Annotated in this window: 16 protein-coding genes; 3 read left to right on the top strand and 13 right to left on the bottom strand. The window is 71.4% G+C overall.

Features of this window, described 5'->3' with window-relative positions; genetic code table 11:
- Position 1: 1 nt before the first annotated feature.
- The 7 genes from ACWCPY_RS18225 to ACWCPY_RS18195 all read right to left on the bottom strand — a co-directional run bounded on the left by ACWCPY_RS18225 (position 2) and on the right by ACWCPY_RS18195 (position 7,362).
- Complete coding sequence (locus ACWCPY_RS18225; RefSeq protein ID WP_451266067.1) at positions 2-1,231, bottom strand: MFS transporter; 1,230 nt, start codon at positions 1,229-1,231, stop codon at positions 2-4.
- Positions 1,232-1,306: 75 nt separating this feature from the next.
- The gene (locus ACWCPY_RS18220; protein ID WP_451266065.1) at positions 1,307-3,034 is read right to left on the bottom strand and encodes an ABC transporter permease subunit; all 1,728 of its coding nucleotides are present in this window, start codon (positions 3,032-3,034) and stop codon (positions 1,307-1,309) included.
- A gap of 4 nt (positions 3,035-3,038) precedes the next feature.
- Positions 3,039-4,559 carry an ABC transporter substrate-binding protein gene (locus tag ACWCPY_RS18215; RefSeq protein WP_451266063.1) on the bottom strand — a complete coding sequence of 507 codons (1,521 nt, stop codon included), beginning with the start codon at positions 4,557-4,559 and terminating at the stop codon, positions 3,039-3,041.
- Between the two features lie 27 nt (positions 4,560-4,586).
- Positions 4,587-5,174, bottom strand: coding sequence for a GNAT family N-acetyltransferase (locus ACWCPY_RS18210; RefSeq protein WP_451266061.1), 588 nt, complete (start codon positions 5,172-5,174; stop codon positions 4,587-4,589).
- Between the two features lie 112 nt (positions 5,175-5,286).
- Entirely contained in the window at positions 5,287-5,790 is a 504-nt protein-coding gene (gene ispF, locus ACWCPY_RS18205) for a 2-C-methyl-D-erythritol 2,4-cyclodiphosphate synthase (protein ID WP_383218050.1), read from the bottom strand.
- On the bottom strand, positions 5,780-6,526 hold the full coding sequence (gene ispD / locus ACWCPY_RS18200) for a 2-C-methyl-D-erythritol 4-phosphate cytidylyltransferase (RefSeq protein ID WP_362450113.1): 747 nt from the start codon (positions 6,524-6,526) through the stop codon (positions 5,780-5,782). Before ispD ends, ispF begins: the two co-directional genes overlap by 11 nt.
- Before the next feature lie 353 nt (positions 6,527-6,879).
- Positions 6,880-7,362: a CarD family transcriptional regulator gene (locus tag ACWCPY_RS18195; RefSeq protein WP_006380568.1), complete on the bottom strand. Its 483-nt coding sequence runs from the start codon at positions 7,360-7,362 to the stop codon at positions 6,880-6,882.
- 606 nt (positions 7,363-7,968) lie between these two features.
- Between ACWCPY_RS18195 and ACWCPY_RS18190 the strand changes: the two genes are divergently transcribed.
- Positions 7,969-8,622 (top strand): DUF461 domain-containing protein, encoded by a 654-nt coding sequence (locus ACWCPY_RS18190; RefSeq protein ID WP_451266058.1) that lies wholly within the window; start codon positions 7,969-7,971, stop codon positions 8,620-8,622.
- A gap of 172 nt (positions 8,623-8,794) precedes the next feature.
- Here the strand turns inward: ACWCPY_RS18190 and ACWCPY_RS18185 are convergent, their stop codons facing one another.
- Positions 8,795-9,475, bottom strand: coding sequence for a response regulator transcription factor (locus ACWCPY_RS18185; protein WP_072487966.1), 681 nt, complete (start codon positions 9,473-9,475; stop codon positions 8,795-8,797).
- Complete coding sequence (locus ACWCPY_RS18180; RefSeq protein ID WP_451266056.1) at positions 9,472-10,746, bottom strand: sensor histidine kinase; 1,275 nt, start codon at positions 10,744-10,746, stop codon at positions 9,472-9,474. The genes ACWCPY_RS18185 and ACWCPY_RS18180 overlap by 4 nt, the downstream gene beginning before the upstream one ends.
- 198 nt (positions 10,747-10,944) lie before the next feature.
- Here ACWCPY_RS18180 and phoU point away from each other — a divergent pair, with 198 nt between their 5' ends.
- Entirely contained in the window at positions 10,945-11,622 is a 678-nt protein-coding gene (phoU, locus tag ACWCPY_RS18175) for a phosphate signaling complex protein PhoU (RefSeq protein ID WP_329818361.1), read from the top strand.
- A 454-nt stretch (positions 11,623-12,076) separates the two neighbouring features.
- Here the strand turns inward: phoU and ACWCPY_RS18170 are convergent, their stop codons facing one another.
- A complete protein-coding gene (locus tag ACWCPY_RS18170) occupies positions 12,077-13,384 on the bottom strand; it encodes an MDR family MFS transporter (RefSeq protein ID WP_451266054.1) in 1,308 nt (435 codons plus the stop codon).
- A 206-nt stretch (positions 13,385-13,590) separates the two neighbouring features.
- Here ACWCPY_RS18170 and ACWCPY_RS18165 point away from each other — a divergent pair, with 206 nt between their 5' ends.
- The gene (locus ACWCPY_RS18165; protein WP_072487970.1) at positions 13,591-14,352 is read left to right on the top strand and encodes a phosphoglyceromutase; all 762 of its coding nucleotides are present in this window, start codon (positions 13,591-13,593) and stop codon (positions 14,350-14,352) included.
- A 99-nt stretch (positions 14,353-14,451) separates the two neighbouring features.
- Here the strand turns inward: ACWCPY_RS18165 and ACWCPY_RS18160 are convergent, their stop codons facing one another.
- The 3 genes from ACWCPY_RS18160 to ACWCPY_RS18150 all read right to left on the bottom strand — a co-directional run bounded on the left by ACWCPY_RS18160 (position 14,452) and on the right by ACWCPY_RS18150 (position 16,642).
- Entirely contained in the window at positions 14,452-14,586 is a 135-nt protein-coding gene (locus ACWCPY_RS18160; RefSeq protein WP_451266052.1) for a hypothetical protein, read from the bottom strand.
- A gap of 611 nt (positions 14,587-15,197) precedes the next feature.
- Positions 15,198-16,442, bottom strand: coding sequence for a tyrosine-type recombinase/integrase (locus ACWCPY_RS18155; RefSeq protein WP_451266050.1), 1,245 nt, complete (start codon positions 16,440-16,442; stop codon positions 15,198-15,200).
- Positions 16,442-16,642: a helix-turn-helix transcriptional regulator gene (locus ACWCPY_RS18150; protein WP_451266048.1), complete on the bottom strand. Its 201-nt coding sequence runs from the start codon at positions 16,640-16,642 to the stop codon at positions 16,442-16,444. The genes ACWCPY_RS18155 and ACWCPY_RS18150 overlap by 1 nt, the downstream gene beginning before the upstream one ends.
- Position 16,643: the final 1 nt, after the last annotated feature.

Raw genomic sequence — 16,643 nt, 5'->3', positions numbered from 1 at the left:
TTCACCGCTCCTGCTTCCCGGTCCTGCCCACCGGAAGGGTCAGGGCGAGCGCTCCCCCGGCGAGCGGCACGGCGGCGAGCGCCGCCCAGCGGACCGGGCCGGGCGCCTGGAGCAGTGCCCCGGTGGCGGCGCTGCCGCCGAGCACGGCGAGCCCGGAGACGGACGAGAGCGCCCCGGTGGCGAGGCCGAGCCGCCGGTCGTCGACGAGATCCGGTACGAGGCCCCGCGCGGCCGGGACCAGCAGCATCTGGCCGAGGGTCAGCAGCACGACGAGCGTGGCACCGGGCAGCAGTCCGGCGGGGCCGCCGGGGGTGAGCGGTACGGCGGCGAACCCGGCGGCGACGGTCCCGAGGCCGGTGGCGAGCGCGGTGCGCGGGGCGATGCGGCGGGCGGCCCAGCGGGTCAGGGGCAGCTGGGCGCAGACGACCAGGAGCGAGGAGAGCGCGAACAGCCAGCCGAGCGCGGTCTGCGCACCGGTGGCCTCCTCCACCTGCGCGGGCAACGAGAGGTAGAGCTGGTTGTAAGCGATCAGGTAGCTGCTGTACGCCAGGCAGAGCACGAGGAAGGGGCCGTTGCCGAACACCTCGCGCAGGGAGCGCCGGGATTCGGCCGTCCGGGTGATGGGGGCCCGGCGCGGCATCAGCCGGGCGTGTCCGGCGAGGACGCCGGCGAAGACCAGTGCGCCCGCGAGGCAGGCCGCCCGGAATCCGGCGCCGAGCAGCAGGAGCAGCGAGCCGAGCAGCGGGCCGATGAAGGCACCGGCCTGTCCGGCGGCGGAGAACACGGCGAGCACCTGGGCGCGTGGCGTTCCGGTGTCCTGCTCGTACCGGACGGACTCGCGGGCGGTCTCGGACTCCACGGCGGGCGAGAAGAGCGCGGCGGCGAATCCGATCAGGACCACGGCGGCGATGACGGTCGCGGTGGACCCGGCGAAGGCCAGCCATCCGAAGCCGGCGATCCGCAGGGCGCAGCCGGCGAGGACGACGGGACGGGGCCCGTACCGGTCGGTGAGGGCCCCGCCGACGACGAAGAGGCCCTGCTGGCTGAAGGTGCGCAGACCGAGGACGAGGCCGACGAGCCAGCCGGCCATGCCGAGGCCGGTGCCGAGGTGGGTGGCGAGGTAGGGCAGTACGGCGTAGAAGCCGATGTTGAAGGCGAACTGGGTGACGGTGAGGAGGCGGAGGTAGGGGGTGGTCCGCACTGCCGCCCCGAGGGTGGGTCCGGCGGTCACGGGGTCACCACGCCGAGGGTTTCTGCGGGGTGGTCCGGGGAGACGGCCGCGGCAAGGGCCCCGCCCCCCGCCCGTTCACGCCGCGCCTGCCCGGGTGCGGGTGCGGCCCCTTGTCGCGGCCGTCGTGAGGACGGCCAGTGCGCCCAGGGCGGCGAGTGCGGCGGCGGGCGCCAGTACGGACCAGGGGGCCCGTTCCGCGTACGGCAGGTTCTCCGACAGCATCCGGCCCCACTCCGGCGCCGGTGCCTGCGTGCCCAGGCCGAGGAAGCCGAGGGAGGCGAGGGCCAGTGCGACGGCCGGGACGCGCAGGACCGCGTGGCGCAGGACCGGGGGAACGACGGCGGGCAGCAGGTGGCGCCGGGCCACGTGCCGGTGCCCGGCGCCCATCGAGCGGGCGGCCGCGATGTGCGGGGCGGCCCGTTCCTGCGCGTACAGGGCCGAGGTGTGCGCGGCGAGCGGTGCCCAGGCGACGGCCGCCACGGCGACGGCGGCGCCCCCGGGGCCGGGGCCCGCGATGCCCGCGACGACCAGGCCGCCGAGAATCGCCGGCAGCGCGTTGGCGCTCTCGGTGAGCGCCCCGGCCCGGACCGCCCCGAGGAGCAGGCCGAGCAGCAGCGTCACGGCGGAGACGGCGGCCGCGGTGAGGACCGTACGGGCCGCTCCGTGGCCGAGGCGGGCCAGTACGTCGCGGCCCAGGGAGTCCGTGCCGAAGGGGTGCGCGGCGGACGGGCCGGCGAGGCGGGCCGCGGCGTCGACGTGGAGCGGGTCGCGCAGCAGTCCGGCGACGGTCACGGCGGCGAAGAGCAGGGCGAGCGCGACCGCACCGGCGGTGAGCAGCCGGCGGGCGGGCAGGGCCGGGGGCACCAGCGCCGGGAGGGCCCCGTCGGTGAGGGCGGGCCCGAGCAGGGCGCGGGTGGCGAGGCGGGCCGCGACGCCCGCGCCGACGCCCAGGAGCAGCAGGAGCAGGACGCAGGCCTGGAGGACCGGGAGGTCCTGGGCGAGGGCCGCGGCCAGCGCCGTACCGCCGAGGCCCGGGACGGCGTACAGCGTCTCGACGGCGACGGCGCCGCCGGTGAGGCCGACGACGACCAGGCCGAGCTGCGGCAGCAGTCCGGGCAGGGTGCGGCGCAGGGCGTGCAGCGCGACGCGGCGGCCGGGCAGTCCGCCCGCGGCTGCGGCCCGCGCCCACGGTTCGGCGAACGCGGCGGGCAGCGCGTCGTCCAGCAGCCGGCCGAGCAGGGCCCCCGCCGGGATGCCCATGGCGAGCGCGGGCAGCACCGTCTGCTCGGGCGCGCCCCAGCCGAGCGCCGGGAGCCAGCCGAGCTGTACGGCGACGACAGCGGCCAGGACGGCGGCGAGCAGGAACTCCGGCAGCGCGGCGAGGACGGCGGCGCTCACCCCGGCCCGTGCGGTGACGATCCGCCGTCGCGCCCCGCGCCGCAGCGTGCCCGCGCAGAGCGCGGCGGCCAGCAGCAGGGCGACGGAGAGCGAGAGGCCCATCAGGGTCAGGGAGACGCCGAGCGCGGCCGTCACGTCGGGGGCGACGGGCTGTCCGGAGACCCAGGAGGTGCCGAGGTCGCCGCGGAACAGCCCGCCCAGCCAGTCGCCCAGGACGTGTGCGGCCCCGCCGTCGAGCCCGGTCTCGGCGCGGATCGCGTCGAGGGTCTGCGGGGTGGGCGGCCGGTCGGCGTAGCGGGCGTGCAGGATCGTGAGCGCCGGGTCGGTGCGGGTGAGCCGGGGCAGCAGCCCGATGACGGCGACGACCGCGAGAAGCGTGCCGAGCCGCCCCGCCAGGTACTTCACCCGGTCACCCGACGCGGGTGTCGGCGGTGATCAGGGTGCGTTCCATCGGGTCGAGCGAGACGCCGTGGACGTGGCTGTCGTCGTACCCCTGGACGAAGCGTTCATGGAGCAGCGGTACGAGGGCGTCGGTGCCGAGGATGCCGGCCTCGGCGTTCATCTCGGCGCGGTGGCGGGCGTCGGTGCCGGCGAGGCCGGCGGCCTTGTCCACGGCGGCGTCGACGCGCTTGTCGCAGAGCTGGGAGATGTTGAAGCTGCCGTCGCAGGTGAAGTCGGACGCGAGGTAGGAGGCCGGGTCCGCGGTGTCCAGGAGGGTGTTGCGGGCCTGGATGAACGCGTCGTACCTGCCCGCCAGCGCGTCGGCCTCCAGCTGGGCGTAGTCGCGTACGACCTGCTTGACGGTGAAGCCGCGTGCGGTGAGCTGCTGTTGGACGACGGTGGCGACCTCGGGCAGCTCGGGCCGGTTGGTGTAGGTGGCGAGGACGATCTGCTCCGTCTTCGCCACCTCGGCCCTGTCGGCGGCCTTCGCCCGGTCCGTGGGGGCGGTGCGGTCGGCAGCGGCCCAGGGGACGCCGGGGCCGAGGAGGCCCTTCGCGGTGTCGGCGCGGCCTTCGTAGACGGCCTTGACCAGGGCCTTGGAGTCGATGGCCTCGCGGGCGGCGGCGCGCATCGCGGGGTCGGCGAAGACTCCGTGGCGGGTGTTGAGGGAGAGGCCGTTGGTGCGGGCGGAGGGGAATTCGTGGATGAGCCCGTCGCCGAGGAGGGCGGCCTGCGAGATGGGTACGTACTCGGCGACGTCGACGGACCCGGTGCGCAGCGCGTTGGCGCGTGCGGTGCCGTCGGCGACGAACTTCACGTCGACGCCGGGGGCCTTGGCCCTGTCGCCCCAGTAGGTGTCGTTGCGCCGGAGCGTCGCGCTGACCGCGCCGTTGACCTTGCTCAGGGTGAAGGGTCCGGTGGCGTGCCCGGCGGGGTTCACCTTGCCGCCCCGGTAAGCGGCCTCGGACAGGATCGCCAGGGACGGGTTGGCCAGGCGCCGGGGCAGCAGCGGGTCGGGGTCCGCGGTGGATATCCGTACGGTCCGCGCGTCCGGGGCCGTGGCGGTGAGCCGGGTGTCGCTGAGGACCCGTGGCTTGGGCGAGGCCGCTTCGGCGGCGCGCAGCGAGCGCACGACGTCGGCGGACTTGAGCTTCGCGCCGTCCTGGAAGGCGGCGTCACGCAGGGTGAAGGTCCAGGTGCGGTCGTTGTCGCGCTTCCAGGAGGTGGCGAGCGCGGGCTCGGCCGCGCCGTCGGCGTCGAGGGTGGTGAGGCCCTCGATCACGGCGAGCCGGCTGAGGGTGACGGCGTCGTCGCCGTAGGGGGACATGGCCTGGGCGGGCGGGAAGGCCATGACGACCCGGAGCCGCTGTCCGTCCGCGGAGCCGCCGGGGCCGTCCGGGGAGGAGCAGGCGGTGGCGAGCGGGACGAGGAGGGCGGCCGCGGAGAGCGTCAGCGGCAGCGCGGGGCGACGGCGTCGGGGCGAGGGCATGACAGTGACCTTATATGAAAACGATTGTCATTTAGCGGGCGGGGTGGCGGCCGACGGCATCGGCAGTTCGAAGTGGACGATGCCCTGGCCGCCGCCGGGCAGCGCGCGCTCGTCGCACACCTCGTCGGCCAGCGACCGCCAGAACGGCTCGGCACCCGGCACGGCCGGGTCGGTGTGCAGATAGATCGCCTCGTAGCCGCCGGCCCGCGCGACGAAGTCGCACAGTTCCCGCACCAGCCGCCGGGCCAGGCCGTTCCTGCGGTGACCGGGCGCGACGTAGATCCGGCAGAGCTGGGCGGTGGTGCCGGACGGGAAGCGGTCGGCGACCCACCGCGGATTGGGCGGCGCCTGGGGCCCGCGGTCGCGCACCGCGCCGGTGGCGACGATCTCGCCGTCGCACTCGACGACCAGCAGGGTGCAGCGGCCGGGGCGCAGATAGGCGGCGTCGGGATCGATGATGTCGGCGTGCCAGCGCGGTACGTAGCCGGACTTCAGGTCGCGGTAGACGGTGTCGAGCATCACGGCCCGCGCACCACCGAGGTCGGCGGGGGTGGCGGTGCGCAGTACGTACCTGTCGGCTCCGGCCCGTACCGGCGCCTGGGTCGTCGTGCTCATCCGCGGGCCACCGTCCTCGTACAACACATCGCTTGCCGCACCAGCGTACGTGCAAGCGATGTGCAACAAGGGTGCGGCCCCGGAGTACCGGCAGGTCAGGGCTGTGCCGGGGTCAGCCGGTGCGGTAGACCAGCGCGGTCGCGATCCCGGCGAGGCCCTCGCCGCGTCCGGTGAAGCCGAGCCCGTCGGAGGTGGCGGCGGAGAGCGAGACGGGCGCCCCCACGGCGGCCGACAGCACCTTCTGCGCCTCGTCGCGCCGCTTGCCGATCTTCGGCCGTACGCCGACGACCTGGACGGCGACATTGCCGATCCCGAAGCCCTCGGCCCGCACGATCCGCGCCGCCTCGGTCAGCAGGGTCACCCCGGCAGCGCCGGACCACTCGGGCCGACCGGTGCCGAAGTGCTGCCCGAGGTCGCCGAGCCCGGCGGCCGAGAAGAGCGCGTTGCACGCGGCGTGCGCGACGACATCGGCGTCCGAGTGCCCGGCGAGCCCCGGCCCCTCGCCCTCCCAGAGCAGCCCCGCGCACCACAGCTCGCGGCCCTCCTCGAAGGCGTGGATGTCGGTACCGATCCCGACCTGCGGGATCACGGGCCCGGTCCGTTCCTCAGAAGCCATCGTTCGCCCTCCTGCGTGCGAGTACCGCCTCGGCCAGCACCAGATCCAGCGGCCGGGTCACCTTGAACGCCTCTTCGTGCCCGGGTACGACCACGACGGGCGCGCCGAGCTGCTCCACCATGCCCGCGTCGTCCGTCGCGCCCTCACCGCTGACGGCGACGGCGGCGTGCGCCCGCACGAGCGTGTCGCGGTCGAAACCCTGCGGGGTCTGCACGGCGCGCAGCCTGGCCCGCACGGGCGTCCCGAGCACCGGCTCAGGCTCCCCCGGCGCACCGGGCTCGACCTCCTTGACAGTGTCGGCCAGCGGCAGCGCCGGGACGACGGCGGGCGCCCCGTCGCGCACCGCCTCGATCACCGCGTCCACCGTGTCGACCGGCACCAGCGGGCGCGCCGCGTCATGGACGAGGACGGCGGAGATACCTTCCGGCAGCGCGTCGAGGCCGAGCCGCACGGACTCCTGGCGGGTGTCGCCGCCGGGCACGACGAGGTAGTCGGTGCGCTCGGGCAGGGCGTGCTCGTCGAGCAGGTTCTTGACCTCGGGGGCGCCGTCCGGCGGCGCGACGACGACGACCAGGGAGACGGAACGGGACGCCGCCATGGCCCGGACCGCGTGGATGAGCATGGGCGTTCCGCTCAGCGAGCGGAGCGCCTTGGGGGCGCCCGGACCGAGCCGTACGCCGCGGCCGGCCGCGGGAATCACGGCGGCGGTGCGGTACGGACGCGATTGATCAGACATCGGTTGCACTCCGAAGCTTCGGCATGTTTGTTTCCACAGCCGACATGGGTATGGCCACAAGCGAGCCGGGCGCCATGCCCCGACTCGGCCGGGCCCTTTCCGTGACACCCGGTCGATTCGGACAAGCCGCACCGGTCGCTCGGGATCGGCTACACAAGATCGCGAGCAACGTATCGGGGGTATCACCGATGAGGCCAACGCATCGGTGAGTCGAGACGTAATCCGGACAGGCCGCGTCAGAAATGAGACATGCCGCGGCCTGATTCAGACATGCCGCGGCGCCCGACGACATACCGTGAATACGGTTGTCAGCGGGCACCGCGGCACATTGATTACGACCGGCACGAGCCGGTTCAGGACGCGAGAACCTCGTCGAGCAGAGCCTCGGCCTTGTCTTCGTTCGTGTTCTCCGCGAGTGCGAGCTCACTCACCAGAATCTGGCGAGCCTTGGCGAGCATGCGCTTCTCACCTGCGGAGAGTCCACGCTCGCGCTCGCGACGCCACAGGTCGCGAACCACTTCGGCGACCTTGATGACATCGCCGGAGGCGAGCTTCTCGAGATTTGCCTTGTAGCGCCGGGACCAGTTCGTCGGCTCTTCGGCATACGGTGCGCGAAGCACCTCGAAGACCCGGTCCAGCCCCTCCTGCCCGACCACGTCGCGCACACCCACGAACTCCGCATTGTCCGCCGGCACACGAACCGTCAAGTCGCCCTGGGCGACCTTGAGCACCAAGTAGGTCTTGTCCACGCCTTTGATCTGGCGAGTTTCGATAGCCTCGATCAGCGCGGCCCCGTGATGGGGATAGACCACGGTGTCGCCAACCTTGAACGTCATGTGACAGGTACCCCTTCCGTGGCTATCAAGGGTAACACGAGAACTGCTTCTCCTGAATGGCGTTTTCGCAGGTCAGGGCATATCTCGGGGCTTGACAACAGCAACACGCACGTGCTGCGGAAGGTTCTCGGAGGCCGGTATTCGCAGGTCGGAGCGGTTGTGCGGGCTGGGCGAAACACACACGTCCCCCACATCCGGACCACCCTCCGAAGGGGTTGAACGTCCCGTTTTGCCGGATTCCAGATGGTGGACTTTCCGTACTCCGTTCGAAGATCGATCACCCGTACGGAGGTAAGTGCCGTTGATCAATGGAATTGATCAACGGCCCGGCGTGATCGGTTATGCGCGCGGAATGCGTCGCGCTCCATGAATTGATCACCGGCGATATGTGAACGGCATGTGTCGACCCGTTTCGGCATGCGCGGCCCGCGGCCCATTGCGAGGTCCGCGGGCCCGGCCCGATCCAAACGAAAGTCCCTAGGGGCGGGTCGGGTGCGGGGCGGGCGGGGCGGCTCGGTAGCCTAAGGCCGCTGACACACCCTTAGGGCGGCTTTACGTCGCCCGTCTCCCGTCCGCAGTCCGAACGTTCAAGGAGTTGCCGCCGCCGTGAGCCGCAGCCTTCGACACGGCGCTCTCGCCGCCACAGCCATCGTCCTCTCGGTCGCCTCGCTCACCGCGTGCGGTGCGGGCAATGACGCAGCGACGCTCAAGGTAAGGCCGGACACTGCTGCCACCACCATCGGTGACATCAGCATCCAGAACGCGAACGTCGTCACCCAGCCCGAGCTCACCGCCGAGGGCCCGGCCGTCGTCTCCGCGACGCTGTTCAACAACGGCACGAAGCCGCAGACCCTGGAAGCCGTCACGCTGCCGGGTTCGAGCGCCTCGGTCCAGCTGCACGCCGCCCAGGGCGCCGGGCAGGTCGTGGTCCCGGCCGGCGGCTCGGTGGTCCTCGGCGGCAAGGGCAATGCCTCCGCCGTGATCGAGAACGGCCGCGAGGCCGCCAGGGCGGGCAATGTGCAGCCCGTCGTCTTCAAGTTCAGCTCGGCCGGCGAGGTCCCGCTCGGCGCGTTCGTCGTGCCGGCGACGAGCTACTTCACGGGCTTCGGCCCGAGCACGCTGCCGGTGGCTCCGCAGAAGTCGCCCGGGGCGACGCCGACCAACTCCGCCTCCGGCACGCCGGCGGCCGGCCCGGAAGGGTCGGGGAGCGACGAGGTCACCCCGAGCGACGCCGCGTCCGCCTCGGCGGACTCCCACTGACCGCACGCGGGCCGTACGCGGGCCGTACGCGGGCCGTACGCGGGCCGTACGCGGGCCGTACGCGGGCCGTACGCGGGCCGTACGCGGGCGCATGACGCGCCGCCACGCGGACGAACGGCGGAGGGCGCCTCCCTTTCGGGGGGCGCCCTCCGCCGTTCGCGTACCCGGCTGTTTACGGCTCGAACTTGTAGCCCAGGCCCCGCACCGTCACCAGGAAGCGGGGGGCTCCCGGGTCGGGCTCGATCTTGGCGCGCAGCCGCTTGACGTGGACGTCGAGGGTCTTGGTGTCACCCACGTAGTCCGCGCCCCACACCCGGTCGATCAGCTGCATGCGGGTCAGGACCCGTCCCGCGTTGCGCAGCAGCATCTCCAGCAGGTCGAACTCCTTGAGCGGGAGGTCGACCTTGCCGCCGGCGACCGTGACGACGTGGCGGTCCACGTCCATCCGCACCGGGCCCGCCTCCAGGGCGGCCGGCGTGACCTCCTCCGGCTCGCCGCGGCGGCGCAGCACCGCGCGGATGCGGGCGACCAGCTCCCGCGAGGAGAACGGCTTGGTCACGTAGTCGTCGGCTCCTATTTCCAGGCCGACGACCTTGTCGATCTCGCTGTCCTTCGCCGTGACCATGATCACTGGGACATTGGACCTGCTGCGCAGCTGACGGCAGACCTCCGTGCCGGGCAGGCCCGGCAGCATCAGGTCGAGCAGCACGAGGTCGGCGCCGTTGCGCTCGAACTCGTCAAGCCCGTCCGGGCCCGTGGCCGCGATGGCGACCTCGAAGCCCTCCTTGCGGAGCATGTAGGACAGGGCGTCGCTGAAGGATTCCTCATCCTCGACGACGAGCACTCGGGTCACGGAAGGACCTCCGGGGCAGGGAATGGTTCAAGGGTGTCGGGGTGAGCGGGTCCACGGGGGCCCTCGTCGCCGTTGACGACGGGCGGTCCGTCCGAGCTGCGGTCCCGTTCCCGTACGGAGCCCGCTTCGGGCAGCCGCAGGGTGAAGGTGGAGCCCTGGCCCTCCGAGCTCCAGACGGTGACCTCCCCGCCGTGCGAGGCGGCCACGTGCTTCACGATGGCGAGGCCGAGGCCGGTGCCACCGGTGGCCCGTGAGCGGGCCGGGTCGACGCGGTAGAAGCGTTCGAAGACCCGCTCGCGGTCCTTCTCCGAGATGCCGATGCCCTGGTCGGTCACGGCTATCTCGATCTGGTCCCCGCCCGGCACGGACAGTCGCCTGGCGGCGATGCCCACTCGGGTTCGGGCGGGGCTGTAGTTGACGGCGTTCTCGACGAGGTTGCCGAGCGCCGCGGCGAGCTGGCCGCGGTTGCCCCAGATGCGGAGCTCCGCGGTGCCGCCCGCAGCCATGGTGATCTGCTTGGAGCCGGCCTGCTGGCGGCAGCGGTCGATGGCCTCGGCCACCAGCTCGTCCACCCGGACCGGTTCGGCGTCCTCCAGCGGGTCGTCGTTCTGCACCCGCGAGAGGTCGATGATCTCCTGGACGAGGTTGGTCAGCCGGGTCGCCTCGATCTGCATCCGGCCCGCGAAGCGCTCCACCGCCTCCGGGTCGTCGGAGGCGTCCATCACGGCCTCCGAGAGCAGCGAGAGCGCGCCGACCGGGGTCTTGAGCTCATGGCTGACATTGGCGACGAAGTCACGCCGTACCGCTTCTATCCGGCGGGCCTCGGTGAGGTCCTCGACCAGCAGGAGCACCAGCCGGGAGCCGAGCGGGGCGACCCGGGCGGAGACCGCGAGGGCCTCGCCCCGGCCCGTACCGCGCCGGGGAAGGTCCAGTTCGACCTGGCGTATCTCGCCGTCGCGCCGGGTGTCCCTGGCCATGTTCAGCATCGCGTCCACGGCGAGCCGTCCGCCCCTGACCAGTCCCAGCGCATAGGCGGCCGAGCTGGCCTTGACCACGCTGTCGCTCTCGTCGAGCACGACCGCCGAGGAGCTGAGCACGGACAGGACCGTGTCCACCCCGGGCGGCAGGGGTGCGTTGCTGTCGGGCCGCATGGAGGTCCGCGTCGGCTTCTTCTGGTCGCGCTCGCTCCAGCGGAACGCAAGCATGGCGATCACGCCGGTACACGCACCGCCGATCGCCGCAGCTGCGGCGACTGCCGCGTTCACGTCCATACGTCAAGGTTATGCGGGTCCCGGAGGACTCTCCCAGCCATCCGAGTGCGTATCCGAACACTCGTCGCCCAGAGTTCACCGAGGAGCAAGGGTTGGTTCACTTGGGCGGCCGGAAGCCGACGCGTACGCCGCTCAGGGTGGCAGCGTGGGGTTCGAACCGTGCCCCGGCCTTACACAGAGGACTGGAGAGGGACTTCCATGCGTGACGCGTACCACGAGGAACTCGACTCGATCGGCGAGGGGCTGGTCGAGATGGCCCGTCTCGTCGGGTCGGCGATCGGCCGGGCGACGACGTCCATGCTCGATGCCGATCTCAAGCTCGCGGAGAGCGTGATCGCCGCCGACCAGAAGGTCGACGACCTGCAGCACGACCTGGAGGCACGGGCCATCGCCCTGCTCGCGCGGCAGCAGCCCGTGGCGACGGATCTGCGCATCGTGGTCACCTCCCTGCGGATGAGCGCCGACCTGGAGCGCTCCGGCGACCTCGCCCAGCACGTCGCCAAGCTGGCCCGGCTGCGGTTCCCGCAGTCGGCCGTGCCGCACGACCTGCACGCCACCATTCTGGAGATGGGGCAGCTGGCGCAGCGCCTGATGGCCAAGGCCGCCGAGGTGATCATCACCAAGGACGTCGATCTGGCGCTCCAGCTGGAGCAGGACGACGACGAGATGGACCTGCTGCACCGCACGCTGTTCCAGCACCTGATGGACGACCGCTGGAAGCACGGCATCGAGACCGCCGTCGACGTGACCCTGCTCGGCCGCTACTACGAGCGCTTCGCGGACCACGCGGTGTCGGTCGCCAAGCGGGTCGTCTACCTGGTGACGGGCGAGCACGCCGACGAGATCCAGCAGCAGACGCCGGTGGAGGGCGCTTAGGCGCACATGGGCGCATCGGGTCGCACAAGTGTTTCTGCGCAGATGCGCCGTTGATGCGCCCGCCGGGTTGGGCATGCAATGGGGTGGGGCGGCACGCCTTGTCCGTACGCCCCGGTCGTACGCGCGCCGTCGTGACGTACGGCCCTGTTGTACGCCTTGAGGAGGAACCATGGCCGATTCCCCCACTACCGACCCCCGGCAGGAAGCACCTGCCGAAATGGTGCACCTGACCCTGCTCGGCGCCTGCGGCTGCGGTTCGGGCTGCGGCTGCGGCTGCCAGTCCGGGGCCCCGTGCCAGTGCGGTGGCTGCTGCGGCTGACCGGCCGCCACGGAATGCCGGGGGTCTGTCCGGCCCTGATCCGCCGGACAGACCCGAGTGCGCCCCGCGCGGAGCCGAACCGCTCCGCGCGGGGCGGCGTCGTGTGCGGGGCGGTCCGTCTCCGCGCGGCGGCTCTCAGCCCGTCCGCTCGACGGCGGCCGCGGCCCCGGGAGCGGGCTCTCCCCCGCCGCTCTCCGCGACCCGGCCGGCCTCGGACACCGCCCCGTCCCGGCCCGGGAGGCTCCGCATCAGCAGCCAGTACCCCAGCGCGGCCCCGGTCCCCAGTACCGCGCAGGCGCCCCACAGCCACTGCGCCCCGAAGCGGTCGATCACCTGGCCCGACATCAGCGGCGCGATCAGCGCGGCCGCGGACCACGACATCGTGTACATGCCCTGGTAGCGGCCGCGGCCCCGGGCCGGCGACAGCCGGACGACCAGGCTGCTCTGGATCGGCGAGTTGACGATCTCGGCGACCGTCCAGACGCAGATGGTCAGCGCGTAGGCCGCGACCGACCCGGCGAACGCGGTCAGCCCGAACCCGTACCCCGCCAGCAGCGACGACACCACGAGCAGCCGGCGCGGGTCGCGGTGCTGGATGAAGCGGGTGACGGGGATCTGGAGCACCACGATCAGCACCCCGTTGACGGCGACCGCGGTGCCGAAGTCGGAGCTGGAGAACCCGTCCGTCCCCATGGCCACCGGCAGCCCCACGTACCCCTGCTGGAAGATCAGGGCGATGACGAAGGACAGCCCGACGACGGTCATGAACCGGCCGTCGCGCAGCACGGTGGAGAGCCGGACCTCCTCCGCGCCGTCGTCGACCGGGCGCCCGGCCACCACCGGCTTGTCCGGCCGTGTCTCGGGCACCTTCAGGAAGACGACGACGGCGCAGGCCAGCGTCATCGCGGCCTCGCCGAGGAACCCGGCGAGATAGCTGTACTCGGCGACGAACCCGGCACCGGCCGACGAGACGGCGAAGCCGAGGTTGATGGCCCAGTAGTTGAGCGAGAAGGCCCGCACCCGGTCCTCGGGCCGGACGATGTCGGCCATCATCGCCTGCACGGCGGGCCGCGACGCGTTGCTGGCCATGCCGACGAAGAAGGCGACCACCGCAATCGCCACCGGGTGGACCATGAACCCGAGCACGGCCACGGACACGGCCGTCGAGATCTGCGCGATGAGCATGGTGGGCCGGCGGCCGAGCCGGTCGGTCATCACCCCCGCCCCGAGCGAGGAGACGACCCCGCCGAGCCCGTGCAGCGCGGCGACCAGTCCGGCGTACGAGGCCGAGTAGCCCCGGTCCAGGGTCAGATAGAGCGCCATGAACGTGGCGACGAACGCTCCGAGACGGTTGACCAGCGTGCTGGTCCACAACCACCAGAACTGTCCGGGGAGCCCGGACACGGATTCGCGTGCGGCCCGTCTGAGACCGGCGACAGACATACGGAATCCCCCCAGGGAAGTACGGAACGAACGCGGCGGGTAAGAGGCCCGACCGCTGTCCGAACGTTACGAATCCTGGATTCCGGTCCGCCACTCAATTGACGTCTGCCGTCAATCGTCCCGCTCCCGGCCGCCCGCCGGACCTGCCCTGTCCGCCCTGTGACCGGCCGCGCGGCGCCCGTACGGGTTCGATTACGCTCGGACCCATGGCCGACGCACCGTACAAGCTGATCCTCCTCCGCCACGGCGAGAGCGAATGGAACGCGAAGAACCTGTTCACCGGCTGGGTGGACGTCAACCTCACGGAGAAGGGCGAGAAGGAGGCAGTCCGCGGCGGTGAGCTGCTCAAGGACGCCGGTCTGCTCCCCGATGTCCTGCACACCTCCCTCCAGAAGCGCGCCATCCGCACCGCGCAGCTCGCGCTGGAATCCGCGGACCGCCACTGGATCCCGGTCCACCGCACCTGGCGGCTGAACGAGCGCCACTACGGCGCCCTGCAGGGCAAGGACAAGGCGCAGACGCTCGCCGAGTTCGGCGAGGAGCAGTTCATGCTCTGGCGCCGCTCGTACGACACCCCGCCGCCCGCCCTGGAGGACGGCACCGAGTTCTCGCAGAGCGACGACCCGCGCTACGCGACGATCCCGCCGGAGCTGCGCCCGCGCACCGAGTGCCTCAAGGACGTCGTCGCCCGCATGCTGCCGTACTGGTACGACGGCATCGTCCCGGATCTCCTCGACGGCAGGACCGTCCTGGTCGCCGCCCACGGCAACAGCCTCCGGGCCCTGGTCAAGCACCTCGACGGCATCTCCGACGCCGACATCGCGGGCCTGAACATCCCGACCGGCATCCCGCTCGTCTACGAGCTGGACGCCGACTTCCGCCCCCTGAAGCCGGGCGGCACGTACCTCGACCCGGACGCGGCGAAGGCCGCGATCGAGGCCGTGAAGAACCAGGGCAAGAAGAAGTAAGCAGAGCTGAACTGGCCCCCCACCTGCGGGTTTTCCGCTTGGTGGGGGGCTTTTTGGTGCGCTGGGCCGTCTATGGGCCGTCAGATGCTCAACGGGCCGTCAGACCTGGGAAGGGCGGCGGGCCAGGCGCAGGCGCACACGGAACGCGATGAAGAAGCCCGCGAGTGCAGCCGTGCCCAGCGGGATGTCGACCCAGATGGGCAGTACCGTCGCCCCGCAACCGATCAGGGGCATCGGCAACGCATACGGGGCGATGTGGATAGTGAGACTCGCGCGTGCGAGCATGGGTGTCCTCCAGGTGCTGGTTTCCGCTGGCGCATTGATGGAGACAGGGCCGCTCCCCGGCACGGGAGCGGCCCTGAATTGCATGTGAACCCTATTAAGGCGAGTGCCCTTTCAGCAAATCGCCAGGTGAGGGCAGGGGCGTATTGAATGAGGGGCGCTAAAAGCCTAGTTTGCGGGTGGCGGCTTCGAGTGTCTGGCGTCCCTTCGTCCGTCCGGCCTCCCCCTGGCTTGCGTGCGAGCTTGGCTTGCACGCATGCACGCCCAACAGGGAGTTGACCAGGGGAGCGAGCAGGGTTGCCACTCTCCGCAAGTCGATCGGCAAGCCCCTTCTCCTAAGCGCTTCTTCTAACCGCTTCTCCTAAGCGCTTCTTCTAACCGGTTTTCTAAGCGGTTCTCTAACCGCTTCTCCTAAGCGCTTCTTCTAACCGGTTTTCTAAGCGGTTCTCTAACCGCTTCTCCTAAGCGCTTCTTCTAACCGGTTCTCTAAGCGGTTCTCTAACCGCTTCTCCTAAGCGCTTCTTCTAACCGCGCACCTGAACCCTCCCGGTCCCGGTAGTCGCCTACATGCTTCCGTTCTCTCCAACCGTGCCGAATACTTGCGTGACAGCGTTCCGAGTCCGCTCCTGACTCGACGGCATCAGGTGCGCGTACACCCGGAGCGTCAGGCCAGGGTCGGAGTGCCCGAGGTACTCGGCGAGCGCCTTGATGTTCTCCCCAGCGTCCAGCAGCACCGACGCGTAGAAGTGCCGCATCGCGTGCATGCCGTTCTCACGCGACTCGGCGTGCGGGGCACCAGCCGCTGGGACTGGAATCACTCCGGCCGAGGCCAGAGCCGGTTTCCACGCCTCCTCGTTCAGCGAGGTTCGCCAGACGTGACCACCCCGCGGACCCATGAAGATGAGCCGCTTGGTCACCAGCGGTCCGCCCGCGACCTTCCATGGCAACGTGATCTTGACTGGCGGGAACTGCTTCATATGGGCCCGAAGTGCGTCAGCGACCGGGCCGGGGAGCGGGACGTCTCGCAGCTTGCCGCCCTTGGGCGGAGCGAAGACGGGCTTGCTGCGGCTCAGCTTGAGCTGCTGGACGACGTGCAGCGTGTCCGAGCGGAAGTCGATCGCGTCCACCGCGATGCCCAGGATCTCGCCTTGCCGTAGGCCGCAGCCGCCGCCCAGGTCGACCATCGCCTGATACCGCTCCGGCATGCCCGCGCGCACAGCGAAGAGCCGTTCCGCCGTCCAAGGCGTGACGCGCTTCGTGTCCACGGTCGGCGGCCGTACCGAACGCGCAGCGCAAGGGTTCCGAGGAAGGTGCCCATCATCCACGGCCGCACTCAGAGCCGCCCGCACGTTGGAGTAGATCGTCCGGGCGTACGAGCCGCGGACACCGTTCGCCTGGAGCTGCTGCACCCAGTCGCGGATGTGCGCCGGCTGGAACGATCCGAGCGGGCGCGTGCCGAGGTACGGGAACGCGTGCAGCCGTAGCTGCGACTCCATCGACGCTTGCGTGTTGGGGTCAGCCCCTTGCGTAGACACCCAACCCTCCGCGTACTGCTGGAAGGTGGTCCGGGCCGCCCGAGGATCGATGTACTGGCCCCGCGCCATGTCCGCTTCGGTGTGTGCCAGCCACTGATCAGCGAGCCGCTTCTGTCGGTCCGGGAAGCTCTTGGACTTCTCCGTACCGTCCGGACCGACGTAGCGCGCCCGGTACCGAGCCCCGGAGCCGTGGCGATCCGATTTCACCTTGCGCGGCTTACCGTCAGGGCCGGTCACGGTCACGAACCAGCGGTCCTGAATGTGTCCGGCCATCAGGCAGCCGCCTCGCTCCGGCGGGAGTCGACCCAGGCCCGTACATCTTCGGGGTCGAAGCGGAGGTGCCGGCCGACACGGAAGCCGCGGGGTCCGGTCCGCTTCCGGCGCCACTGGTAAACCGTCTCGACGCTGGGCAGCTCGAACATCTCGACCAGGTCGTCAGGCGTCAGATAGCGACTCGGCAGAGGAAGCGCCATG

This window comes from Streptomyces sp. NPDC002403 (assembly GCF_053593015.1).
The sequence above is the reverse complement of the archived record's forward strand: the minus strand, read 5'-3'. Positions and strand labels throughout refer to the sequence as shown.